This window comes from Zavarzinia aquatilis (genome assembly GCF_003173035.1).
Taxonomy (GTDB): domain Bacteria; phylum Pseudomonadota; class Alphaproteobacteria; order Zavarziniales; family Zavarziniaceae; genus Zavarzinia; species Zavarzinia aquatilis.
Window position 1 is genome coordinate 38,916 of sequence record NZ_QGLE01000005.1, and the last position, 24,620, is coordinate 63,535.

General features: G+C 68.9%; 20 protein-coding genes. 10 read left to right on the forward strand and 10 right to left on the reverse strand.

What is annotated here, in order from left to right; translation table 11 throughout:
• Positions 1-70 precede the first annotated feature (70 nt).
• Entirely contained in the window at positions 71-2,161 is a 2,091-nt protein-coding gene (locus DKG74_RS10045; RefSeq protein WP_207779311.1) for a PQQ-dependent dehydrogenase, methanol/ethanol family, read from the forward strand.
• Between the two features lie 158 nt (positions 2,162-2,319).
• Here the strand turns inward: DKG74_RS10045 and DKG74_RS10050 are convergent, their stop codons facing one another.
• From DKG74_RS10050 to DKG74_RS10060, 3 genes are read right to left on the reverse strand one after another with little or no spacing between them, the layout of a single operon-like run.
• Positions 2,320-3,399 carry a M14 family metallopeptidase gene (locus tag DKG74_RS10050; protein WP_109905306.1) on the reverse strand — a complete coding sequence of 360 codons (1,080 nt, stop codon included), beginning with the start codon at positions 3,397-3,399 and terminating at the stop codon, positions 2,320-2,322.
• A 10-nt stretch (positions 3,400-3,409) separates the two neighbouring features.
• Complete coding sequence (dgcA, locus tag DKG74_RS10055) at positions 3,410-4,387, reverse strand: N-acetyl-D-Glu racemase DgcA (RefSeq protein ID WP_109905308.1); 978 nt, start codon at positions 4,385-4,387, stop codon at positions 3,410-3,412.
• 48 nt (positions 4,388-4,435) lie between these two features.
• Positions 4,436-4,810 (reverse strand): c-type cytochrome, encoded by a 375-nt coding sequence (locus DKG74_RS10060; RefSeq protein WP_207779312.1) that lies wholly within the window; start codon positions 4,808-4,810, stop codon positions 4,436-4,438.
• Positions 4,811-4,967: 157 nt separating this feature from the next.
• Here DKG74_RS10060 and DKG74_RS10065 point away from each other — a divergent pair, with 157 nt between their 5' ends.
• From DKG74_RS10065 to DKG74_RS10085, 5 genes are read left to right on the forward strand one after another with little or no spacing between them, the layout of a single operon-like run.
• Positions 4,968-6,092 carry a DUF2336 domain-containing protein gene (locus tag DKG74_RS10065; protein WP_165837624.1) on the forward strand — a complete coding sequence of 375 codons (1,125 nt, stop codon included), beginning with the start codon at positions 4,968-4,970 and terminating at the stop codon, positions 6,090-6,092.
• A gap of 30 nt (positions 6,093-6,122) precedes the next feature.
• Entirely contained in the window at positions 6,123-7,274 is a 1,152-nt protein-coding gene (locus tag DKG74_RS10070) for an ABC transporter permease (RefSeq protein ID WP_207779313.1), read from the forward strand.
• 1 nt (position 7,275) lies between these two features.
• Positions 7,276-8,082 carry an ABC transporter ATP-binding protein gene (locus tag DKG74_RS10075; RefSeq protein ID WP_109905314.1) on the forward strand — a complete coding sequence of 269 codons (807 nt, stop codon included), beginning with the start codon at positions 7,276-7,278 and terminating at the stop codon, positions 8,080-8,082.
• A gap of 15 nt (positions 8,083-8,097) precedes the next feature.
• Complete coding sequence (locus DKG74_RS10080) at positions 8,098-8,997, forward strand: MlaD family protein (protein WP_109905316.1); 900 nt, start codon at positions 8,098-8,100, stop codon at positions 8,995-8,997.
• Complete coding sequence (locus tag DKG74_RS10085) at positions 8,994-9,656, forward strand: ABC-type transport auxiliary lipoprotein family protein (protein ID WP_109905318.1); 663 nt, start codon at positions 8,994-8,996, stop codon at positions 9,654-9,656. The genes DKG74_RS10080 and DKG74_RS10085 overlap by 4 nt, the downstream gene beginning before the upstream one ends.
• Before the next feature lie 10 nt (positions 9,657-9,666).
• On the opposite strand, the gene mtgA is transcribed toward DKG74_RS10085, so the two are convergent.
• From mtgA to DKG74_RS10110, 5 genes are read right to left on the reverse strand one after another with little or no spacing between them, the layout of a single operon-like run.
• Positions 9,667-10,368, reverse strand: a complete 702-nt coding sequence (gene mtgA / locus DKG74_RS10090) for a monofunctional biosynthetic peptidoglycan transglycosylase (protein ID WP_243404093.1) — start codon at positions 10,366-10,368, stop codon at positions 9,667-9,669.
• A gap of 3 nt (positions 10,369-10,371) precedes the next feature.
• Complete coding sequence (locus DKG74_RS10095) at positions 10,372-13,413, reverse strand: coiled-coil domain-containing protein (RefSeq protein WP_109905320.1); 3,042 nt, start codon at positions 13,411-13,413, stop codon at positions 10,372-10,374.
• A 51-nt stretch (positions 13,414-13,464) separates the two neighbouring features.
• Entirely contained in the window at positions 13,465-14,925 is a 1,461-nt protein-coding gene (locus DKG74_RS10100) for a thioredoxin-like domain-containing protein (RefSeq protein WP_109905322.1), read from the reverse strand.
• Between the two features lie 4 nt (positions 14,926-14,929).
• Positions 14,930-16,447, reverse strand: coding sequence for an alkaline phosphatase family protein (locus tag DKG74_RS10105; RefSeq protein WP_109905324.1), 1,518 nt, complete (start codon positions 16,445-16,447; stop codon positions 14,930-14,932).
• A gap of 44 nt (positions 16,448-16,491) precedes the next feature.
• A complete protein-coding gene (locus tag DKG74_RS10110; RefSeq protein ID WP_109905326.1) occupies positions 16,492-17,265 on the reverse strand; it encodes a ferredoxin--NADP reductase in 774 nt (257 codons plus the stop codon).
• Between the two features lie 271 nt (positions 17,266-17,536).
• Between DKG74_RS10110 and DKG74_RS10115 the strand changes: the two genes are divergently transcribed.
• The 4 genes from DKG74_RS10115 to DKG74_RS10130 all read left to right on the forward strand — a co-directional run bounded on the left by DKG74_RS10115 (position 17,537) and on the right by DKG74_RS10130 (position 21,650).
• A complete protein-coding gene (locus DKG74_RS10115; RefSeq protein ID WP_109905327.1) occupies positions 17,537-17,992 on the forward strand; it encodes an Lrp/AsnC family transcriptional regulator in 456 nt (151 codons plus the stop codon).
• Positions 17,992-18,642, forward strand: a complete 651-nt coding sequence (locus DKG74_RS10120; protein ID WP_109905329.1) for a LysE family translocator — start codon at positions 17,992-17,994, stop codon at positions 18,640-18,642. Before DKG74_RS10115 ends, DKG74_RS10120 begins: the two co-directional genes overlap by 1 nt.
• A 132-nt stretch (positions 18,643-18,774) precedes the next feature.
• Positions 18,775-19,704 carry an alpha/beta hydrolase gene (locus DKG74_RS10125; RefSeq protein WP_109905331.1) on the forward strand — a complete coding sequence of 310 codons (930 nt, stop codon included), beginning with the start codon at positions 18,775-18,777 and terminating at the stop codon, positions 19,702-19,704.
• Between the two features lie 5 nt (positions 19,705-19,709).
• Positions 19,710-21,650 carry a PAS domain-containing protein gene (locus DKG74_RS10130; RefSeq protein ID WP_109905333.1) on the forward strand — a complete coding sequence of 647 codons (1,941 nt, stop codon included), beginning with the start codon at positions 19,710-19,712 and terminating at the stop codon, positions 21,648-21,650.
• Positions 21,651-21,665: 15 nt separating this feature from the next.
• Here DKG74_RS10130 and DKG74_RS10135 read toward each other — a convergent pair whose 3' ends face one another.
• A complete protein-coding gene (locus tag DKG74_RS10135) occupies positions 21,666-23,354 on the reverse strand; it encodes a sensor histidine kinase (protein ID WP_133251555.1) in 1,689 nt (562 codons plus the stop codon).
• 20 nt (positions 23,355-23,374) lie between these two features.
• Positions 23,375-24,484, reverse strand: coding sequence for an Mrp/NBP35 family ATP-binding protein (locus DKG74_RS10140; RefSeq protein ID WP_109905337.1), 1,110 nt, complete (start codon positions 24,482-24,484; stop codon positions 23,375-23,377).
• Between the last annotated feature and the right edge of the window lie 136 nt (positions 24,485-24,620).

Here is a 24,620-nt window from a genome sequence, read left to right on the forward strand (position 1 = left end):
ATTGTCGGCGGCATCCGGCTTCGCTAGGGTGTGACACCCATAATATAAAAATATTGGGGAGGGATCATTGTTGCGCCATCACCTTAGGGGCGCCGGCCTTGCCGGATTCGCCGCCCTGTGCCTTCTGACGTCATCCGTTCTGGCCGAGACCACGGGGGGCGGGGCCGCCACCGTCGACGGGGCCCGTATCGTCGCCGCCGACAAGGAGCCGGGCAACTGGCTTTCCACCGGCCGCACCTATGCCGAGCAGCGTTACAGCCCGCTGAACGCGATCACCACCGACAACGTGAAGCAGCTCGGCCTCGCCTGGTCCTATGAGACCGGCGCCAACCGTGGCCATCATGCGACGCCCATCGTCATCGACGGCATCATGTATGTCACGGCGCCCTGGTCGGTCGTTCACGCGCTCGACGCCAAGACCGGCAAGGCGCTCTGGACCTATGACCCGGAAGTGCCCAAGGAATGGGGCAAATTCGCCTGCTGCGACGTCGTCAATCGCGGCGTCGCGGTGTGGGAAGGCAAGGTGATCTTCGGCACGCTCGATGCCCGTCTCGTCGCGGTCGATGCCGCGACCGGCAAGAAGGCGTGGGAAGTCGACACCAAGGAAGGCCCCTGGCCCTATACGATCACCGGCGCGCCCCGCGTCGTGAAGGGCAAGGTGATCATCGGCAATGGCGGCGCCGAATATGGCGTCCGGGGTTACGTCACCGCCTATGACGCGGCGACCGGCAAGCAGGTCTGGCGCTTCTACACCGTGCCCGGCGATCCGGCGAAACCCTTCGAGAATCCGGAACTGGCCGAGGCGGCCAAGACCTGGACCGGCGAATGGTGGAAGATGGGCGGCGGCGGCTCGGTCTGGGATTCGATGGCCTTCGATCCCGAGCTGAACACGCTTTATGTCGGCACCGGCAACGGCTCGCCCTGGGCGCGTCACATCCGCAGCCCGGGTGGCGGCGACAATCTGTTCCTGTCGTCGATCCTCGCCATCGACCCGGATACCGGCCGCCTGAAGTGGCATTACCAGACCACGCCGGGCGATACCTGGGATTACACCGCGACCCAGCACATGATCCTGGCCGAGCTGACCATCGACGGCAAGCCGCGCAAGGTCATCATGCAGGCGCCGAAGAACGGCTTCTTCTACGTGCTCGACCGCGAGACCGGGCAGCTGATCTCGGCCAAGAATTACGTCACCGTCACCTGGGCCAGCGGCATCGACATGGCGACCGGCCGCCCGATCGAGAATCCGGACGCGCGCTGGGCCGACAAGCCGGCGGTGGTCATGCCCTCGCCCATCGGCGGCCACAACTGGCAGCCCATGGCGTTCAACCCGGAGACCGGCCTCGTCTATATCCCGACGCAGGAAATCCCCGGCCTCTACGCCCCGGACGGCAAATTCGCCTATAACCGCAAGCAGTGGAACACGGGGACGGACAACGCCCCAATCGCCGACGTCGATCCCGCCATCGTCTCGGGCGCGCTGATCGCCTGGGATCCGGTCGCCCAGAAGGAAGTCTGGCGCGCCAAGCTGTGGGGGCCGTGGAACGGTGGTGTGCTGACAACCGCCGGCAATCTCGTGTTCCAGGGCACCAGCGACGGCAAGTTCAATGCCTATGACGCCCGCACCGGCGAGCGCCTGTGGACCTCGCCGACCCAGACCGGCGTGCAGGCCGCCCCGGTCACCTTCACAGTGGACGGCGAGCAATATGTCTCGGTCGTCGTCGGTTACGGCGGCGCCTATGCCCTCGCCTATGGCCGGGCGGCGAAGACGCTGGACATTCCCGTCGTCGGCCGGGTGCTGACCTACAAGATCGGTGGCACCGCGCAGCTGCCCAAGCCGGACCTGTCGGCCGCCGTGCCGCCGCCGCCGCCGAACACGGCCCCGGCCGAGGTCGTCGCCAGGGGCGGCGCGCTCTTCGCCCAATACTGCATGGTCTGCCATGGCGCCGGCGCGGTTTCGGGCGGCGTGCTGCCGGACCTGCGCCATTCCGGCCCGGTCATCCATCAGGCCTGGAAGGAAATCGTGCTCGGCGGGATGCTGAAGGACAACGGCATGGTCTCCTTCGCCGATGTCCTGAAAGACGAGGATGCGGACGCGATTCACGCCTATGTGATCTCGCGCGCTCATGAGGGCGACGTGCCCGGCACGCCCGCGAAGTAACGCGGTAAGCCGGCCGCGTCTCCGCGCGGCCGGCCCGCATCTTTGGTTCCCATTCGTCATCCCGGCGCAGGCCGGGATCTCGTGCCGGCAAAGGTGCCCCTCTCGTCCCAAGGCTCCGGCCTTCGCCGGAGCGACGAGTGGTCACATTCAATCGGCCCCTAGAGTCTGGCGATGGCCCCGGTCACGCAGCCGATGCCGAGATCGTAGACACGGTCCTGCCAGTCGGCCTCCCCGGGCGCGAAGGCATCCTTCAGCCGGGCCTTGATCGCCCGGGCGCCGCCGCCGGCCAGCCGGCCCGACCGATGCAACCAGTTGTCATCGCGCAGGGCCGCGATCACGGTCTGGCCATCGCGGGTGCCGACCTCGAGGGCGATGAAGGTCAGCGCCGCCGGGGCGGTCAGCGCCACCAGCCCTTCATCCAGCGATCCGGTCAGATGGGCGGAGAGGGATTCGCCGGTCAGGGTCGATTTCACCTTGTCGCCGAACAGGGCGATGGCCCTGTGGTGGTCGGCGCTGCCGGGCGCGGCGATGGTGATCAGCTCGCCGTCACCATAGGCGCCGAGACCGGAATGGAAATCGACCGCGACGACGTGTTCCGCCCCGGCGAGGTGGGCGCTGGCGACTTCCGTCATCCGGCGCCGGGCCCAGGTCGGGCCGAAACCGCCGAAATAGAGCCCGTCGCCGAAATGATACTGGCCGCGCGTCACCGCCGCCTGCAGCGCCGCGAGGCCGTTGCTGCGGGCGAAATGGCGCAGGGCGGCATCGGCGGCGGCGAGGCAGGCGGGCTCCAGACTCTCGGGCAGCAGGGCGTCGGCGATCCGCTCATAGTCCTTGTGTTCGGGCCGGGGGGCGGAAAAGTCGATCCAGTTGCGGTTCAGGTCGACATTTTCCTCGGTCACGCGGCGCGTCCAGGCGAAGCCCCAGGGATTGACGCCATGGACCATGATGACGGCAAGGCCCGGCGGCAGACGGTCGAGATGGCCGTCGGCGATCAGCCCGTGAATGACCGCGGCGCCGAAATAGCCCTCGACGCCATGGGTTCCGGCCAGCAACAGCAGGCGCCGGGGCGCATCCGCCGGCCCGACACGCACGACGTCGAGGGCGATGGGCTCGCCCGCCGGCCCGCGCAAGGGGTGGCGGTGACTCTCGACCGTCAGTCCGCGCGCGGCGCAGGCCTCGATCAGCCGGCGTCTTGCGGTGGCATAATCGGGGCTGAAATGGTCCTGGCCTCGCCGCATCTCTCTCCTCTCAGCCCCAGAGTTCGGGCGGTGGCGGCTGGATCACCGCGCCCTCGTAGACAAGGGCCGGCTCGCGGTCGAGGTCGAGCAGCAGCGGCCCGTCGAGATCGACGAAATCCGCCCGCCCGGCCAGCAGCAGCGCCGGTGCCATCGCCAGCGAGGTGCCGACCATGCAGCCGACCATCAGCCGCAGGCCGAGCGCCTGCGCCGCCTCGGCGAGGATGATGGCCTCGGTCAGGCCGCCGGTCTTGTCCAGTTTCACGTTCACGTGGGAATAACGCCCGAGGAGGGCGGAAAGCTCCGCCGCGGTGTGACAGGATTCGTCGGCGCAGAGCGGAATCGGGCAATCGAGCCCGAGCAGCGCGTCGTCCGCCCCGGCCGGCAGCGGCTGTTCGATCAGGACGACACCAAGGGGGGCGAGGGCGCGGGCGAGGGGCAGAACCTGATCGGGCGCCCAGGCCTCGTTGGCGTCGACGATCAGCCGGGCCAGGGGCGCGGCGGCATGGACGGCGGCGACACGCGCGATATCGGCGCCATCGCCGCCCAGCTTCAGTTTCAGCAGGGGCTTGGCAGCGGCGCGCGCCGCCTCGGCCATGGCGGCGGGCGTATCGAGGCTGAGGGTATAGGCGGTAACCACCGGGCGCGGCGGCTCGAGACCGGCGAGGGCGGCGACGCTGGTGCCCGCCCGTTTCGCCTCGAGATCCCACAGCGCGCAGTCGAGCGCATTGCGCGCGGCACCCGCGGGCATCAGGGACAGCAGCTGCTTGCGGGTGAAGCCGTCGACCACATGGGGACGAATCGCCTCGATCGCGGCGACGACGCTTTCGAGCGATTCGCCATAGCGGCGGTAGGGCACGGCTTCGCCGCGACCCCGGTGTCCGTTCGCCTCGGCGGTGACGACCACCACTTCCGCCTCGGTCTTGGCGCCGCGCGAGATTCGGAAGACGCCCCTTATGGGCCAGCTTTCGACAGAGACGGAAAAATGCATGGGGGTAAGCTCCGGTCCACGAACGGACCGGAGCTTACCCCCGGAATGTTACTTCGTGGCTTCTTCGAGATAGGCGATGACGTCGTCGCGCTCATCTTCCTTCTTCAGGCCGACGAAGGCCATCTTGGTGCCGGGCACCAGGGCCTTGGGGTCGGTCAGATAGGTGTGCAGCGTCTCGGACGACCAGACGATGCCGGCACCGGCCATGGCCTTCGAATAGGTGAAGCCTTCCTTCGTGCCGGACGTGCGGCCGAACAAGCCGTTGAGGTTGGGGCCGACGCGGTTCGGGCCGCCGGCCTCGACCGTGTGGCAGGTCGCGCATTTCTTGAAGACGACGGCGCCCTTGGCGGCGTCACCGCCGGCCGAAGCCGAGGTCGCGCCAGCGGCGAGGGCGAAAAGCGCAAGAGCTGTGATCCGGATCATTTGCATGATGTTAAGTCCGATCGCGATATTGTCGGCAGGGCCGGTGTTGGTTCAGTATAAATGATCGCGCGCCGGAGTGCCGTCCATGCGTCATGCCGCCGCCCTTGACCTTCGTAGGGTCCGGGGTTCGTCACCTGTCCAGAGGGGAGTGTCCGTCTTGACCGAACAGATCCTGACCATCTCGGATCTCCAGGCGCTGCTCGCCGACCCCTCTGCCGACAATCAGGCGGCGGCCGCGGCCAAGGTCGCGCGGGCCTGGCGCGAAGGCACGCTCGATCCCCATGCGCGCGAGGCGGCGGAAACCCTGTTCCGTACCATCGTGCGCCGGGCCACGGTCACTGTCCGCGCCGCCCTCGCCGAGGCGATGAAGGACGCGGATACGCTGCCGCACGATATCGCGATCAAGCTGGCGTCCGACGTCGACCACGTCGCGCTGCCGGTGCTCGAGGCGTCAAGCGTGTTGACCGACGAGGATCTGGCCGGTCTTGTCCGCATGGTTTCGGCGGCAGGCATGAGTGCCATCGCCGGTCGCCCCTCGGTTTCGGAAAAAGTGTCGGATGCCCTGATCGAGCGGGGCGACGAAGGCGCCATCGCCCGACTGATGGGCAATGCGGCCGCCGCCATCTCCGAGTCGGCGCTGGAAACGGTCGCCGAGCGTCATGGCCGCTCGCCCCGGGTCGCCGGGCCTATGGCGGGGCGTGTCGGCCTGCCCGTCCGGGTCGCCACCAAACTGATGTCCGTGGTCGCCGAACAATTGCGGCGCCATCTTCTGGGGCGCGAAGCCATCGACCCCGATCTGCTCGCGGATCTCATCCTGCAGAGCCGGGAGCGGGCGACCCTCGTCCTCGCCCATGGTGTCGGGCCCGATCTCGAAGGCTTCATCGCCGACCTGAACCGCAGCGGCCGGCTGACCCCGACCCTCGTCATGCGCTCGCTGCTGACCGGCGACTATCTGTTTTTCGAGACGGCGCTGGCAATTCGCGCCGGTATCCCGGCCGCCAACGCCTCGATGCTGGTGCGCGATCCGGGCGGCAGCGGGTTGGCCAAGCTGTTCGCCGTGGCCGGTATGCCCGAATCGCAGCTCGCCCTCGCAAGGGTCGCGCTCTTCGCCGCCGAGGAGACGGAACTGCGCGACGCGCCGGATGCCCGGAGCCATTACCGTTCGCTGGTGATCGAGCGAATCCTGACCGGATTCGGCGACAGGGTCGACACGGCCAGCGTGGACTATATGATCACCAAGATCGGCTATGGGGCGCCGGCGGCCACGGTCGCGACCCGTTGAACCGTCCAATGTTGTGAGTAACGGTCGGGAATGATGCATTCGCCCTCTGCTGCGGCCTCGGGTCTGCTGAGTTTCGTCGAAGACAGCGGACGTCTGCGGGCCCGGCTTCAGGGGCGCTGGGTCGTCGCCAACGCCGAGGTGCTGGACCGTCTGCTCGGCGCTGCGCCGGCGCCGGCCGGCCGCGAACTCGATATCGACTTTTCAGCGATCGAGGCGATCGACACCGTGGGCGCCTGGCTGGTGCACCGGACCGCCGCGCGCTGGCAGCAGGCGGGCGGACAGGCGGTGATCACTGGCGCGACCGGCGAGCACGAGGTGCTGCTCGGCCAGGTCGCCAAGGCCGACCGGCCGGCGCCGCCCGCGCAGAAAAAGCTCGGTCGTTTCGCCGCCATGCTCGACCGCCTGGGGCGGCGCACCGTCTATGTCTGGGAAGACCTGCTGCGTCTCGTCTCCTTCCTCGGCGAGACGGTGACGGCGATGTTCCGCCTCGCCTTCCTCCACCCCGGGCGCTTTCGCCTGACCTCGACCTTCGCCCAGGCGCAGGCGGTCGGTATCGACGCCATGCCCATCGTCGGTCTGATTTCCTTCCTGATCGGCGTCGTCATCGCCTATCAGGGCGTCGATCAGCTGGCCATGTTCGGGGCGCAGATCTTCGTCGTGAACCTCGTCGCCGTTTCGGTGCTGCGCGAGCTGGGCATCCTGCTCACGGCGATCGTGATCGCCGGCCGCTCCGGCTCGTCCTTCACCGCCCAGATCGGCTCGATGAAGCTGAACGAGGAGGTGGACGCCATGCGCACCCTCGGTCTCGACCCGGTCGAGGTGCTGGTGGTGCCGCGCGTGGTCGCGCTGATGGTCATGCTGCCCTGCCTCGCCTTCTTCGCCGACGTCATGGGGCTGCTCGGCGGCATGTTGATGTCCTGGGTCACCCTCGGCATTCCGCCCGACGTGTTCCTGAACCGGCTGGCGGCGGCGGTCACGTGGAAGACCTATTTCGTCGGCGTCGTGAAGGCGCCCTTTTTCGCCGTCACCATCGCGGTGGTCGGCTGTCTCGAAGGCCTGCAGGTCGAGGGCAGCTCCGAATCCGTCGGACGGCGCACCACCCAGTCGGTGGTGAAGGGCATTTTCCTCGTCATCGTGCTCGACGCGGCCTTCTCCATCTTCTTCGCGACGATCGGAATCTGACGTGGCCGGCGACGGACAGGACCAACCCATCATCCGCCTGCGCGGCATCCGCAATGCCTTTGGGCCGCAGGTCATCCACAATAATCTCGATCTCGACGTGCGCCGGGGCGAGATCATCGCCCTCGTCGGGGGATCGGGCACCGGCAAGTCGGTGCTGCTGCGCACGATCGTCGGGTTGAACCGTCCGGCGGCCGGCTCGATCGAGGTCTTCGGCCAGGACATCCTGCATCTGCCCAAGCTCGAGCGGCGCAAGGTCGAGCAGCGCTGGGGCATCCTGTTCCAGAACGGCGCCCTGTTCTCGTCGCTGACCGTCGCCCAGAACATCCAGGTGCCGCTCAAGGAGCATCTCGGCCTCAAGGGGCCGATGCTCGAGGAGATCGCGGCCCTGAAGATCGCGCTCGCCGGATTGCCGCCGGAAGCCGGGGCGAAATATCCGTCCGAGCTTTCGGGCGGGATGAAGAAGCGCGCCGGCCTTGCCCGGGCGCTCGCCCTCGATCCCGAGATCGTCTTTCTCGACGAGCCGACGGCGGGTCTCGACCCGATCGGCGCCGCCGCCTTCGACCAGCTGATCGCCGACCTGCGCGACACGGTCGGCTTCACCGTCTTCCTCGTCACCCATGACCTCGACACGCTGGCGACCGTCTGCGACCGCATCGCCGTGCTCGGCGAAAAGCGTGTTATGGTCGTCGGGACGATGAACGACATGCTCGAACAGACAAATCCGTGGATCGTCGAATATTTCCACGGACCGCGGGGGCGCGCGGCGCTCGACGCCAAGGCGCGCGCCGATGCGCGCCGCCCCGACTGACGGAGTCCGCTTACCATGGAAACCCGGGCCAATTACCTCCTGATCGGCGCCCTGACCCTCGCCCTGCTGATCGGTGGTTTCGCCTTCGCGCTCTGGCTGGCGGGGGCGGGCAGGGCGCCGGCCTTCGACCGCTACCTGATCTATTTCTCGGGCGCCATCGACGGTCTCGGCGAAGGGTCGGACGTCCGCTACAACGGCATCAAGGTCGGCTCGGTCGGCAAGATCACCCTCGACAAGGACGATCCCAGCCGGGTGAAGGTCGAGATCGAGGTGGCGAGCGGCACGCCCGTGCGCAAGGACACGGTGGCCAAGCTGGAATCCCAGGGCATCACCGGCGTCGCCTATGTCCAGATGACCGCCGGCACCGGGGCAAGCCCGCTGCTCGAACCCGGGCCGGGCGGCCTGCCGCCGATCATCCCCAGCCGCACCGGCGGCCTTGCCCAGGTCATCGCCACCCTGCCGGAAGTGCTGCGCAGCAGCGCCGAAATCCTCGACCAGGCGAAGAATTTCGTCGGCCCGGAAAATCAGGCGACGGTCGCCCGCACCCTCGCCAACATCGAGACGGTGACGGCGGCCATCGCCGAGAAATCGGGCGAGATCCAGCAGATCATCGACAATGTGAACGCCGTCTCCGGCTCCATCGCCGAGGCGGCGCGGGCCATTTCCGGCATCACCGCCGATGCGCGGGCGGCGATGGAAAAGATCGGCGCCTTCGCTTCGACCCTCAGCGACCTCGTTGCCAGCAACCGGCGCTCGATCGACGAATTCGCGGCGGAGGGCCTGACCCAGTTCGCCAAATTCATCACCGAGGCGCGCCGCCTGGTCGGCACCCTCGAGCGGGTGGCGGAGCGGCTGGAAAGCGATCCGTCCCGCTTCATTCTCGGTACCCAGCGTCCGGAGTATGCCCCGCAATGAGCCTCGACACTTTCTCGGCCGGTCGTCGGCGCATTCTGACCGGCGCCGCGCTCGGTGCCGCCGGCCTTGCCCTCGGCGGTTGCGGCAGCCTGTTCAAGGCGGCGACCACGACGCCCAGCCTCTATACCCTGGTGTCGGCCAGAGGGTTCGCGGCGGGACCGCAGGTGCCCTGGCAGCTCGTCGTGGAGGAGCCGCTGGCTTCCCGCGCCATCGACACCGATTACATCGCCCTGATGCCCTCGACCACCGAGGTGAAATATTTCGACAATGCGCGCTGGGCCGAACGGGCGCCGCGCATGGTCCAGACCCTGCTGGTCGAATCCTTCGAGAACAGCGGGCGCATCGTCGCGGTCGGCCGACAGGCGGTGGGCCTGCGCGCCGATTACAACTTCGTCTCGGAGTTGCGGGAGTTTCAGGCGGAATATCGCGACGGCCTCGGCAAGCCGCCGGTGATCCGCGTCCGCCTCAGCGTGAAGATGATCCTGCAGCCGCAACAGGTGATCGTCGCGGCCCGCGCCTTCGACGTCAGTCAGACCCTGACCACCAACGACATGCCCGCCATCATCGCCGGTTTCAACGCGGCGCTGGGCGATACCATGAAGCAGGCGGTCGATTGGGCGCTGGCGCAGCGCAACCCGAACGAGGGCAAGCTGCTCTGATCGTCGTCGCTCAGTCGCAGGGCGGATACATGCCCTTGCCGATGGCGCGGGCCCGGCCCTCGATCCGGCTGGCATAGCGATTGACATAGGCCGAGGGTTTCGAGGCCGAGAAGCGGATGGGATTGGGCAGCACGGCGGCCAGCAGGGCCGCCTGCCGGCCCGATAGCTGACCCGCGCCAACGCCGAAATGATAGCGCGCCGCCGCCTCGACGCCATAGACGCCGGGGCCGAATTCGACCGAATTCAGATAGACCTCGACGATGCGGCGCTTGCCCCAGATCGTCTCGATGGCGACGGTGAAACCCGCCTCCAGCCCCTTGCGCAGCCAGGACCGGCCGGGCCACAGGAAGACATTCTTCGCCGTTTGCTGGCTGATGGTCGAGCCGCCGCGCAACCGGCCGCCGTCGTCCGCGTCATCGAGCGCCTCGCTGATCGCGCCCCAGTCGAAGCCCCAGTGGCTGCAGAACTTGCCGTCTTCGGCCGCGATGGCGGAACGCACCATGATCGGCGCGATCTCGTCGTAAGAGACCCAGTCATGGTCGATGCCATAGCCTTCGACGAGGCGGATCAGCATCAGCGGCGTCAGCGGCACCGGCACCACCCGGTACAGCAGCAGAAGCACCAGCGGCAGGGCGACACTGGCGAGGACGGAACCCGCCAGCAGCCGGCGCCACAGGGGCCCCTTCAGCAGCAGGGCGCGCAGTCGCCTCACGCCTTACCTGTCCCGGCCCAGCGCCGCCGCCAGCAGGCGATGCAGCTTGCCGATGTCGGAGGAGCGCAGCGCGGCGGCCAGCACATCCTCGTCGTCGGCGTCGGTCGCGAGGCGCATCAATTCGTCGAACTGGCGCATGTAGCGGTCGACATAGGTACGGAATTCGCCGTCGCCCCGATATTTCGCGGCGATGGTCTCATGGCCATCGCGGTTGCGCTGGCCCAGCAGGCGGCGGGTGAACACGCCCTTTTCGCCGCCGAGATAGCGGCGCCAGACGTCGTCCGGCAAATCGCCGTCCTCCATCGCCCGGGCCAGATCGACGGAAAGGCCGTTCAGCCCCTCGACCACGGCAGCAGAGGCCTTGACCGCATTCTGCCGGCGCTGGCGCCGGTCGGTCTCGTCGAGGGCCTGACGGCGCAGCTCGATCTCGGCCGCGGTCTCGCCCAGGGTCTCGACCTCGGCGGCCATGGCTTTCACCAGGTCGCCCATCAGGCGCCGCGCCTCGTCCGCCCGGCCCGACAGGACCTGGGTCTCGGACGACAGGTTGCGGGCGATCAGCGCCAGCGAGGTCGCCGTCTCGTCGGCGAGGGCCTTCAGTTCGGAACCGCGCTTGGTCGCCATGACGATGGCGGTTTCCAGTTCTTCCCGGCTTTTGGCCGAGGATTCGACCATGGCCTGACGCTCGACCGAGATGGCGCTGCCCATCTCGCGCAGGCGGGCGATGGAATCGGCGGCCTGGGCCGCCAGCGAAGTATCGTCCCGGCCCAATGTCTCGATCAGCAGGTTCAGATTGCCGACGGCGGTCTGGGTCGCGGCGTCCAGCCGGCCGGCAAAGGCGCCGAGCGCCTGCTCCGCTTCCTTCACCTGCTGGCGGGCGGTCAGGATGCGTTCGTCGATGGCGCGACCGATGCCGTCGAGGGTCTGGCCGGCCTTGCCGGTCTCGACCGTCGCCCGGTCGCCGATGGCGGTGATCGTGTCGCCTTGCCGGTGCATGGCGCCGACGGCGGCGTCGATGCGCGCGCTCGCCCGCTCGGCCGCGGATTCGAGGTCGCGGCCCCGCCGCTCGATGGTGTCGGCAGCCTGCTCGACCCGGGCGCCCGCGGTATCGGCGGTCACCGTCAGCTCCCGCGCCCGGCCGTCGAGGGCGCCCGCGCTTTCGCTCAGGCGGCGCTCGGCGGCGGTCGCGCTTTCGGCCAGGGCATCGGCGCGCTGGCGGAAACCGGTGACCACGGTCGCGAGGCGCTGCACGGCATTGTCGGCGGTGGCGATGACTTCCGTGCCCTGCCGGGCGAGGGTCTTTACCGCATTGTCGACGGTGGCGACGGCGCGCACCGTCTCGGCATCGAGGTCGGCGGCCTGGGCGTCGAAGCGGCGGCCCGCTTCCTCGACCGCGCCGGCGGCATGGGCGGCCGCGGTTTCCAGCGTGCGGGCGTGATCGTCGATCGCCGCTTCCATGCCGCGCAACTCGTCCTTCAGCTTCTCGCCGGCCCGGGCCAGTTCGCGCGCGGTCTCGGCCGAGATGCGGGCGGCTTCGCCGCCGCGCGTCTGGGCGTCGTCGACCGCGGTACGCAGCCTGCTGGCCAGCGCGTCGAAGCCGGCGCCGACCTCGCCCAGCTTGCCAAGGGCATTGTCCGCGTTGCTCGACAGGGCGGTGGCGCTGAGGCGCAGGGCGTCCGAGGCGGCATGACTGCGCGAGCCCGCCTCATTGCCGGCGGCGGCGATTTCCTCGGCGACGCGGCGCAGCTGGTCGCGGGCGAGGGTGGCGCGCTGGGTCGCGCTGTTGGTGATTTCCGTGTGTTCGGTCGCGGCCCGGCGCAGGGTCTCGCCCAGCTGGGCGAAATCGGTGACGGCGCGGCCAAGATCGCTCTGGGTCGCGGTGACGAGAGCGCGCAGGTTGCGCTCGGTCTGCTGCAGCTTGGCAAGGGCGGTATCGCTCGCCTCGCTCACCGCCTGACCGGCTCTGGTGGTCGAGCCGGCGGCGAGGGTGATGGCGGCCTGGCTCGCCTCGGCGAGATCCTTGAGGCGGGCGCTCTCGGTCGAGAGGGCGTCGGTCGCGCTGGACAGACGGCGGGCGATGCCATTCGCGGCATCCTCGAGCCCGGTCATGCCGCCCCGCGTCGCCTGGATGCGCTCGTCCAGCGATTCATTGACCGTCGCGACCCGGGCAAGGGCCGCTTCCATGGCGCCGACGCGGCCGTCCTGCTTCTCGAACGCCTGATCGGCGGCCTGCACCACCCGGGTCGAGGCAAGGTCGAGGTCGGTGCCGAGCTGGCGCAGGCGCGCGGTCGCGCCATCGGTCTTCTCGGCGGCGGCATCGCCCGCGGCCAGCAGGGCATCGGCCTGACGCTGCAGGTCGGCGGAAGCGGCGGCCGAGGCGGAGGCGGCCGCGCGGGCGGCGTCGTTCAGCCGGACGAGGCGCTGATCGACCTGCTGCTCGATGGCGGCGACGGCGCCGGACAGCGTGTCGGCGGTCGAACGGGTCGCGCTCGACAGGGCGTCGAGGGCACCGCCGATGGCACCGCGCACTTCCTTCGCCTCCTGCATCACCCGGCGCAGGTCCTCGATGCGGTTGCCGATCATGGAGACGAGATCGCGCGTCGCTTCCCGCGCTTCCATGGTGGCGAGGCGGATCTGGTCGACCTCGGCCTTCAGGCGGGCGCTGGTCTCGGGGTGCGGCGCGGCGGCAAGGGCGGCGCCGGCGAAATCGAAGGGGCGCGGGGCCGCCGGCCGCGATCCGCCGAGGGTCCGCAGCACCGCCGCCCGCTGGTCCAGCATCAGGGCGACCAGCCACAGCAGGGCCACGGGGCCGAACACGCCGGTCAGGATCGCCGCCAGCTCGTGCGGCGCGAGGGTGCCCAGCGCCGCGAAGCCGACCAGCGTGGCGAGATAGTAGAATGCGGCCGTGAGCCAGCCGACCGACAGGGCGAAGACGAAGGCCCAGCCGACCAGACCCGCCAGCGAGCCCTCCGGGGGGCGTGAATCCCGGGGACGCCCGCTGGGGCTTTCGGTCGGCACGGGCAGTCTGTTGTCGCGCGGGTTCGGCATGGTTTTCTCGTCGGGCGAATCAGGCCGGTATCAGTTGCGGCAAGACTAGCATCACCCGGCGAAATGCGCCGTCCCACCGGCCGAGGGATCGAGGCGGACCAGCCGGTGATTGTCGCTTTCAACGACGATGAAACCGCCGCCGACCGCCGGGCACAGGCCGCGCGGCGCCCCCGGCGGCAGGCAGACATCGTCGAGGCAAGTGCTTCCGACCGTGCTCAACCGACCGGCGGCGAGGTCGAGGCGGCGGATCGTGCCGTTGAAGGTATCGGCGATCATCAGGGCATCCGCGCCGTCGAAGGCGACGGCTTCCGGGTGCTGCAACAGGGCCTCGGCGGCCGTCCCGTCCCGGTCGCCGAAATCGAACAGGCCCTGTCCGGCGACGGTGGAAACCGCCCCGCTCGCGGTATCGAGCAGGCGGACGGCGGAGGATTCGGCATCGACGAAGGCGAGGCGCCCGCCGGTTCCGCAGTCGAGGCCCATCGGCTGGGCCAGCACCGCCCCGGTGCCCGCGCCGTCGTAAAGCCCTTCCGCGCCGCTGCCGGCGATGGGCTGAATCATGCCGAACGACAGGTCATAGGCCAGGATCTGGTGGCTGCCCGCATTGGCGATGAAGACTCGGCGCCCGTCGGTCGCGACATCGGCGGGGGAGGCGAGGGCGGCCAGCGGGCCGGGCAGGGCATCGCGCAAAATGGGGCCGCGCCGGCCGAAACCGGCGACCGTGGTCACCGTCAGGCTGCCCAGGTCGACCCGGCGCAGCAGGTGGTTGCCGGTATCGGCGACCCAGAGCGCGCCCGCGTCGGCGCAGACCCCCTGCGGCGCGTTGAACCGCGCCCCGCCCCAGGGACCGTCGCCCGGCCCCGCGATGCCGCTGCCGATCCGCGCGACCTCCGCGCCGTCGGCGGCGAGGAGGACGATCTGGTGGTGCCCGGTATCGGCAAGGGCATAGACGGCGCGGCCGAGCGGCAGGGGCAGGCGGCGGATTTTCGCCGGGAAATGGAAACGCGCCGTCCCTGTCGCCGGTGCCATCGGCGGCGCTTCGGGCGCGGGCACCTCGCCGCCCAGCGCGGCCGAGATAAGGGCCGCCCATTCGTCCTCTCGCGGCTCGCCCGACGCGGCATGGACCAGCCGTCCGTCCGGCGCGATCAGAACGAGGGTCGGCCAGGCTTTCACCGCATATTGGCGCCACAGCGCCAGCTCGGGATCATGCAGTACCGGGTGGCGGATGTTCAGCCGGGCGAGGGCGGCGGTGACATGGGCGGGGTTCTTTTCCGTCGGGAATTTCGGGCTGTGGATGCCGATCACCTGCAGGTGAGCGCCGAAGCGCGCCGTCAGCTGGTCCAGCACTGGCAGGGTGTGATGGCAGTTCACGCAGGACGTGGTCCAGAAATCGAGCAAAGCCGCCCGCCCGCGCAAATCCGCGAGGGCAGGGGGCGGGTCTGCGTTCAGCCAGACCCCGCCGGGCGCGACCAGCGCGGGCGCCCGCGTCACGCCGAAACGGAAGGGTCCGGCCATGGCCTCAGCGCCGGAACACCGGGCCGCCGTCGCCGAGGTGCCAATGGCTCAGGCCGCGGTCCATGTGGCGCATCCGCCAGCTCAGCATCCGGCCGGCACAGGCGGCGAGGCGGGGCGCCGCTGCCGGATCGGCGGCGAGGTCGCGGAATTCGCCCGGGTCTTCCACGCGGTCGAACAGCAAGGGCGGAAGTCCGGCGAAATGGACGTATTTCGTCGCCTCGTCCACGATCACGGCGAGATTGCTGCTCTCGATCGACAGGCCGAGTTCGGTTTCCGGCGCGGCGCCCCGAATGTCGCGGAAGTCATATTCCCAATGGACTTCCGTCCGCCAGTCCTCGGGCGGCGCACCGCGCAGGAACGGCAGCAGACTGCGCCCGTCGCAGGTCAGCGGCACCTCGAGACCGAGGAAATCGAGCACGGTCGGCGTCACGTCGACGGATTCGGTGAAGGCCTCGACGATGGCGCCGCGCGTGCCGTCGGCCTCCGCCCGCGGATCGCGGACGATCAGCGGGATGTGAAAGCTCTGGTCGAAATAGCCGGATTTGCCCAGCAGCCAATGGTCGCCCATCTGTTCGCCATGGTCGCTGGTGAAGACGATCAGGGTGCGCTCGTATTGGCCGCTGGCCTTCAGGGCGGCGATGATCCGGCCCAGCTGGTCGTCGACCTCGGACATCAGGCCGTAGTAGGTCGCCTTGAACTGGCGCATCGCGACATCGTCCCCGGGGGCGCGAAATCCGGTGCGGTTGGTCTGGAACGCCAGCCAGGGGTGCTGCTCGCCCTCGGCCTCCCGCGTCTCGCGGCGGATGAAGCCGGGCACTTGTTCAGCGTCATACATCGTGTTGTAAGGCTCGGGCGCGATCCAGGGCGGATGCGGCCGCAGCCACGACAGATGGATGAACCAGGGCTCGTCACCCTTGTCCTCGATGTAGGACAGGACTTCGCCCGCGAGGAAGGCCGTGCTCGAGTCCTCGGCGCCGTAGATGGGCGGCGGATAGCTCGGACCCTTGCCCTCCGCCCCGGCATAACCGTCGACCGGCAGATAGATGTCGAAAGGCTCGGCCGGGGTCTCGATGCCCTTCGCGCGCAGCCATTTCAGCCAGGCCTTGGGGTCTTCCGGCAGATAGACCGCGGCGTCGAAGCCGGGCAGGACATTCTCGTAGGTCGCCAGTGCCGGGTCGGTCGCCGGCCGCGTGCGCGGGTCGAGCGCCGTGTCGGTATAGCCGAACAGCGCCGGGGCATAACCGATCTTCCGCGCCTCGAGGGCGATATTGGTGAAACGCGCGTCGAGCGGCGTGCCGTTGGTGCCCGAGCGGTGGTTCATCAGATACATGCCGGTCAGCAGGCAGGCCCGGCTGGGGCCGCAGGGCGCGGCGCTGGCGAAATGGCGCCTGAACAGCACGCCGTCCGCGGCGAGGGCGTCGAGGTTCGGGGTCCGAACCATATGGCCCAGCCGGCCGAGGCATTCCCCGCGCCACTGGTCCGCGGTGACGAACAGGATATTGGGGCGGGGCGGCAGGGTCATGGGGGCGTTACTCGGCAATGGTCACGCCCCTATGTAACCCGGGCCTATTTCTCGACGAAAGCCTTCTCGATGGCGTAGTGCCCGGCCTTGGAGAAGCTGGCCTCGGCATAGCCGTTGTCGTTGAAAAATTTCACCATCTCGGCCAGCATTTCCGGGCTGCCGCACAGCATCAGCCGGTCGTCGTCCTGCGACAGGGGCGGCAGGCCGATGTCCGAGAACAGCTTGCCCGACTTGATCAGGTCGGTCAGGCGGCCCTGGTTGCGGAACGGCTCGCGCGTGACCGTCGGGTAATAGATCAGCTTCTCGCGCACCAGTTCGCCGAAGAATTCATTGTCCGGCAGTTCATGCTCGATCAGGTCGTGATAGGCGAGTTCAGCGACTTCGCGCACGCCGTGGACGAGGATGATCTTCTCGAACTTCTCGTAAACCTCGGGGTCCTTGATGATCGACATGAAGGGCGCGAGGCCGGTGCCGGTGGACAGCAGATAGAGATGCTTGCCCGGCAGCAGGTTGTCGGCGATCAGCGTGCCCGTGGGCTTCCGCCCAACGAGGATGGTGTCGCCCACCTTGATATGCTGAAGGCGCGAGGTCAGCGGCCCGTCCGGCACCTTGATCGACAGGAATTCGAGGTGTTCCTCGTAATTGGCCGAGACGACGCTGTAGGCGCGCAGCAGCGGCCGGCCGTTCACCTCGAGCCCGATCATGGTGAACTGCCCGTTGATGAAGCGCAGCGAAGGGTCGCGCGTCGCCGTGAAGGAGAACAGGCGGTCGGTCCAGTGGTGGACGCTCAGCACCCTCTCCTGATTCAGATTGCTCATCGGGCCCTACTCTCGATCGGGCGGCGGGGGCCGCCGGAAAAACCGGGTCTTGGCATAGCCATATCCGGAGGGCCACGCAAGATTTCCCGGGGGCGGCGAATGAGCGCGGCGCGGCCGAAAGTGACGGAAGGTTCTTGCTGAGACAGGATGAAATGCGGTATATGGCTATTTATGCAGGATTTAATCCTGTTGAATAAGAATATGCCGGAAAAATGTAAGTACGCCCGCTGGCCGGTACTTCATGTCAATATCGCAACGGTGATGTGAAAAAATGCTCGACGATGTGGATCGCGCCCTGATCGGGCTGCTGCAGGCCGACGGAAGGGCCGGGGTCGCCGATCTGGGACAGGCGGTCGGACTGTCGCCCTCGGCCGCGAACGAGCGGGTGCGCAAGCTGCTGGCGCGGGGGGCCCTGCGCGGCATCGTCGCCCTGGCCGATCCGCTCATGCTTGGCCTCGGCATTGCCGCCTTCGTCACCGTCACCCTCTCGCCCGGGGCGGACGAGGCGGGATTCGTCGAAGCGGTGCTGGCCGATGGCGCCATCCTCGAATGCCATCATGTCACCGGCCCCGCCAATTACCTGCTGAAGGTCCGGGTCGCCGACATGGCCGGGCTGGAAGCCCTGCTGCGCCGCCTGAAGACGACCGGCGCGCTGATGCGCAGCGAAACCCAGATCGCCCTGTCCAGCCCGAAGGAGACGACCGCCCTGCCGGTCGGTGGCGCGTGATGCCCGATATGTCCCTGTCCCTTTTCGCCAGCGCCTTCGCGCTCGGCTTCTTCATCGCGATGCCGGTCGGGCCGATTTCCCTCCTCATCCTGCGCCGCACCGTCGCCGGGGGCATCGCGGTCGGCATCGCCACCGGTCTCGGTGCCGCCGTCGCCGACGCGACCTATGCCGCGCTGGCGGCCTTCGGCCTGTCGGCGGTCACCGCGCTGCTGGTCGAGGAAGCGGCGCTGCTCGGCATCCTTGGCGGTATCGTGCTGATCTGGCTCGGCATCGGCGGCTTCCGTTCGGCCGGCCGGCGCGGCGCGATGATGCCGGAAGCGGCGGGCGGTGCTGCCATGGCCAGCGTCGGTGCTGTCGGGCCGGCGTTCCTGACCGCGGTCGGCCTGACCCTGACCAATCCCCTGACCATCATTTCCTTTGCCGGCGCCTTCGCCGGCATCGGTCTTGCCGCGTCATCCGGCACCGGCGCCGCGCTGTCGACCGTGATCGGCCTTGGTCTTGGCTCCGCCTGCTGGCAGTTGGCGATCGTGGCGGCGGCGGGGGGCGCCCGGCATCTGCTGTCGGCGCGGGTTCTGGCGGCGATCGACCGCCTGTCCGGCCTCGTCCTGATCGTCTTCGGTATTCTGGCCCTGTGGCGCGCCCTGCAATGAATTCTTAACGCTGGCGCCGTTAACTCTGGGCGTCCGTCATGGGGCTGATGCGGGGGGTCGCCATCCGCCGCGGCGCCGTGGTAAGGGCAATGCGGGACGACGGCATTTCCGCCGCAACGGATTCGGAACAGCATGAGGCGTTTGGCGGTTCTCTTCCTCATTGTGGCTGCGGCCGTCCCGGTCGGTGTCGGCGGAGTGTTGCCGGCCCTGCTGATGAGCCGTTTCCGCAGCGAAGTGCCGCCACTGCCCGCCGATATTCCCGCCGCCCGCGTCAGCTTCCGCTCGGCCGACGGCGTCGACCTCGTCGCCTGGGCCGCCGAAGCGGAAGAGCCGAAGGCGACGGTGATCCTCGTCCATGGCGCCTCGGGCACGCGGGGCGATGCCTATGTCGGCCTCTACGGCATGATGCGTGACCTGCTGGGGCGGAATTATTCCGTGCTCGCGCTCGACCTGCGCAATCACGGCGAGTCGGGCGCCGGCCCGCGCGGCCCCAGCTTCGGCCCGGACGAGGCACGCGACGTGATCGCCGCCGCCGACTGGATCAAATCGCGCAGCGCCGGGCGTCGCATCGCCGCCTATGGCATTTCGATGGGCGGCAATGCCGTGCTCTATGCCGCCGCCGCCGATCCCCGGATCGAAGCCCTGATCACGCAGGATACCTATACGGTCGCGCCGCCGGTGATGCGTCGCGGCCTGATCGCCTCGACCGGCCTGCCGGAATTCGTCGCCGACGCCGTGCTGTGGTCGGCCCGTCACTTCTGGGGTCTCGCCGACGAGGCGGGGCGGGGCATCGAAGTCACGGGCAGCCTCGGCGCGCGGCCCTGGCTGGTCATCCAGTCCGCTGCCGATCCCATCGTCCCCGCGGGTGAGGGCGAGGCGCTGGCGGCTGCCGATCCGGCCGCCCGCCTGTGGCTGACGCCTGCGCCCGCCGCGGATGATCCGCTGCTTCTCGAAGCCGGGGCCTGGGGCAGCCATGCCCGCGACTATCTCCTCGCGCGGGAGGCCTGGGTCGACCGTGTCGCCGACTTTCTGGACGGCCAGTTCGCCGTCATGTTCGGGTGAGCGCCATGACCCCCGCGGCCGATGACGCCAACGCCGAAATCCGCCTGAGCCCGGGCTTCGACAGCCGCATTCTGTCAGTCAGCCCGGCGTTCTCGACCCTGACCGGCTGGCCTTCGGCCGAAGCGTCGGGCCAGACCCTGGCGATCCTGTTCGGACCCTGGAGCGACCGGGCGACCGCCGAGCGGCTGACCCGCGCTGTCGAACGGGGCGAGACCCTCGAAGCCCAGCCGATCAAGCTTTATAACTACGCTGGCAGTGCCTTCGATGCCTTCGTCGAAGTCGCTGGCGACGGCGAGGGCAACGCCCGCTGCATCCTGCGTGGGGCCGGGGGCGCGGCGCCCGCCGCCGTTCAGTCGGTCGCCCTGGGCGAGAAAAGCCGTCAGGTCGTGCCGCCGACGCCCGACCGCGTCCTGCCCGTGCTGATCGAGGCGCAGCGCGACGGTGTCATCGTGGTCGACGACACCGACCATATCTCCATGGCCAATCAGGCCTTCCTCCGCCTCGTCGGCCTGCAGCGGGAAGAGATCATCGGGCGGCCCCTGGCGGCCGTCGCCGAACTGCGCTTCCCGCCAGGCGATGGTGACGGCTCTATCGGCGCGGCCACCATCCTGACGCCCCAGGCCCTGGCTTCTTCCGCCGCCGTCAGCATGGGGCGCGGCGCGGACAATCGCGGGAATGGCTTCCGGGTTCTGTCGTTCCGGGCCAGCGCGGCGGCCGCCAACGGCGGACACCGCCAGACCGATCCGCTGGAGGCGCGGCCGGAGTTCTTCGAGACCGCCTTGATGCGCCGGCTCGGGGTCGACCAGCGACCGGTCGCGGTCGGCCTCCTTGAGATCGTGGCGGCGGAGGATCTGGCGGCCGATCTCGGCTCGATCTGGCGTGACACGCTCGAGCGCGTGCGCCTGACCACCGCGGCGGCCTTGGCCGGGGAGTTGCACCCGGGTGAATTGTTCCTCGCGCTGCGCAGCGATGTCTTCATGGTGCTGCTCTATGCGGCGCCGACCCTTGGCCTTGCCATCGACCGGATGCAGGCCATCGCCCAGCTGACCCGCCACCGCCTCGTCGACGAGGGCGGCGCCCTCGCCAGTTTCGAGGTTTTCGGCGGGGCGCTGATCTTCGATGGCGCCGAACCCGCGCTGTCCCCACTCGAAGGGCGGGGCACCGGGACTCTGGCGTCCGCCCTCGCGGAGCGCATCCGTAACGATCCGCACAGCGGCTACCGCACCGATTCCGTGATCGCCGATATCCTCGACGAGGGGACGGCCGAGATGCATCCGGTGCGCGGCCGCGACCTCGGTCCGGCCCGTCAGTCGCTGGTCCGTTTCGACGAACGCTCGTCGCGCTGGCTGGCCTGGCTGGCCCGTCGTCACCGCATGACGCCGGGCATGGCCCGTGAATTCGATGTCGCCCTGCTGGGCCGGGTGGTCGAGGCCATGCACCATGGCGCGACTCAAGCAGGCAGCGTGCTTGTCCCCCTGCAATATCCGAGCCTCGCCCACGCGCCGACGGCGGATCGGATCACCACGCTGGTGACCAGCCTGCCCCTGCAGTCCCGGGTCCGCCTTGGCGGTCTGGTGCGGGAATTGCCGCCGGATTTCGAGGGGGAGCGCCTGTTCGGCTTCCTGCGCCGGGTTGCCGTCGTCGGGCGCGGCGTCTGGCTGGTGTTCGACTCGCTCGACATGCGCGGCATTTCCGGCCGGCACGAGGGATTGCTCGGCATCGCCTTCGACCATGCCCGACTGAACTCCATGATCGAGCGCGATCCGATGCGGGTGAAGCAGTTCATCGAGCGCCTGCGCGCGGCCAATCAACCCGTGCTGGTTTACGGCGTCGAGCGGCCGGAGCAGGCGGCCCTGCTGTTCAACACTTTCAGCGTCACCCTGGTCGAAGGCCCGGGCTGCGAGCGTCTGGCGACGGCGCCGCGGCCGCCCCCCATGCCGGCCTGATCGGGGCCGACCCGATTACAGCGGCAGGGTGACGGTCGCCGTGGTGCCGAGATCCGGCCCCGCGCTGGCGAAACTGACCTTGCCCTTCAGCTGGGCGGCGAGACCGCGGATCAGCCTCATGCCCAGGCTCTTGGCCTTCTCCGCCGGATTCTCGCCGTCGGACATGCCCAGACCGTCATCGGCGATGACCAGGGTCAGTTGCGACGCGGTACCCTGCAGCGAGATGCGGATGGTGCCGCTGCGGCCTTCGGCGAAACCGTGCTTCAGGGCATTGGTCAGCAATTCGTTGGCGATGAGGGCGAGAGGGACCGCCCGGTCCATCGGCAGCGAGATGGTGCCGAGATCGAGTTCGAGGCCGACCCGGCCCCGCGCGGCGCCTTCGCCGGTCAGGCTCTCGCCGATCGAGCGCAGGAAGGCGCCGCAGTCGACGGTGGCGAATTCGCCGCCCTGATAAAGCTGTTCGTGCAGCTGGGCCATCGCCCGTATGCGATTCACCGTGTCGGTGAAACCCTGGCGCAGGATGGGATCGCCATATTGCCCCGCCTGTAGCGACAGCAGACTGGAGACGATCTGCAGGTTGTTCTTGGTGCGGTGGTGCATTTCCTTGAACAGGAGGGTGCGCGAGGCCAGCGCCTCTTCGAGTTCCACCGTGCGCGCGGCGAGATTGTCCTTGGCCTGGTCCTCCCGGTCGATGGCGCGCAGGCCGAAGAGGGTCAGGCCACCGACGAGCAGGCCGGAGCCAAGCACGAACAAAAGGCCGATGCCCGCGTTCTCGCGCCAGTTCTGCAGGGCCGCGTCGCGGTCGATGGTGGCGAGGGTGACGAGGGGCAGGCCGTTCATCCGCCGATAGGCGATGACCGAGGGGGTGCCGTCGACGATGGCCGGCGCCTCGACCGCCGCTTCCTCGCGACCGCCGGACAATTGTTCATGAAAGAAGGGCGTGTAGAGAAAATCGCGGCCGACCATGTCGTCGTTGATCGGCCAGCGCACCACGAGCCTTCCGTCGGTGCGGAACAGCTCCAGCGCCGTGGTCGAGGGCACATGCAGGCCGCCGTGGAACTGGGCGAAATAGCGCATGTCGATGGCCGCGAGGACGACGCCGGCGAAGCGCCCGCCGCGTTCCAGCCGGCGGCTGACGCTGAAATAGACGGCGTCGGTCAGGCGGCTGCGGTTGGCCGGGGTGATGTAGAATTCCTCGCCGCTCTGATGCGCCTGGAAGAAGTCTCGGTCGGCGAATTCGGCCGGCGGCCGGCGGCCCTGACTGGTGGAATAGACCACCCGGCCCTTGTCGTCGAAGAACCACAGCGAGCCGATCTGCGGCAGCAGGCGCGCCATGCCGATCAGACGCAGGCGTTTCGCCTCGGTCGAGAATTGCGGGTCGAGCCCGTCTTCGGCGACCATCTCCACGGCCTGACGCAGCACGAGGTCCGAGCCCTTGATGGTCCATTGGAAATGTTCGTCGACGACGCGGGACAGCAGCCGCGCCTCGGCGATGGCGGCGTTGAGGGCGCGGGTGTGGTTGGACCAGGTCAGGCCGAACCAGGTCAACAGGCCGACCCCGAGCAGGATCGAGATGATCGACAGCAGAATCGTGCGCGGCTTGCGCCCGGCCCGCTCGATATCTTCGAGCAGGGCATGGCCGCGCCGCGAGAATGCGTCCGGGCGCGGCGCGATGCCGCCACCCACCTCGGGGGATACGCTCAACCTTCCAGCCTTCCCGAATCCTAGCCGATCACGATGCGCGGCGCCGGGCGGCCATTGTCGTCGCTCTGGCGAAGCCGCGCCAGCACCTTGCGGGCAAGGGCGTGATAGGGCGCGGCCTGCGGGCTATCGGGGGCGGTGGCGACGATGGGCCGGCCCTCGTCCGAGGTTTCGCGGATCGCCATATGCAGCGGAATCTCGCCGAGGAAGTCGACCCCAAGCTCGTCCGCCGTCCGGTGCGCGCCGCCATGGGCGAAGATGTCCGACCGCTCGCCGCAATGGGGGCACAGGAAATAGCTCATGTTCTCGACGATGCCGAAGACAGGCACCGCCACCTTTTCGAACATGGCGAGGCCCTTGCGCGCGTCGATCAGGGCGATGTCCTGCGGCGTCGAGACGATGACCGCGCCCGACAGGGGCGCCCGCTGGGCAAGGGTCAGCTGCGCATCGCCCGTGCCCGGCGGCAGGTCGATGACAAGGACGTCGAGCGGCGCCCAGGCGACGTCGTTCAGCAACTGGCCGATGGCGCTCATCACCATGGGGCCGCGCCAGATCACCGCCTGATCCTCGGGCACGAGGAAGCCGATCGACATCGCCTTCAGGCCATGGGCCTCCATCGGCACCAGCTTCTTGTCCGCCGTCGTCTTCGGCTTGCCCGAAAGGCCGAGCAGGCGCGGCACCGACGGGCCGTAGATATCGGCATCGAGCAGCCCGACCTTCAGGCCGAGCGCCCGCAGGCCGAGGGCGAGATTGACCGCCGTCGTCGACTTGCCGACGCCGCCCTTGCCGCTGGCGACCGCGATCACCTTGTCGACGCCGGGAATGGCGACGCCCTGGGGCGCCGGCGAAGGGCCGGCCGCGCGGGGCGGCGGGGGCGGGGCGTCGCGATGGGCGGTCAGCACGGCGTTGACGCTGATCGTGCCGGGCAGGGCCATCACCGCCTTTTCGCAGGCGGCGCGCAGCGGCTCGAATTCGGCCGCCTTGCGCGGGTCGATCTCGAGGCCGAAGGCGACATGGCCGTCGCGCAGCATCAGGCCCTGCACCCGTCCGGCGTCGACCACGCTGCCGCGTTTTTCGGGGTCGGGAATCCGGGCGAGGGCGGCCAGAACGTCGTCGCGGGATAAGCTTGTCATTGCCTTCGTCCTTGAATTACCCGGCATTTCGCCCACATTGCGAAGGGCGACGGAAGGGTGCGGCTGAATCAGGGAATAGACCGGCCCCGCCTTGCGTATGTCTGGGGTATAGCGCATCGCGCTCCGGCACCCAACT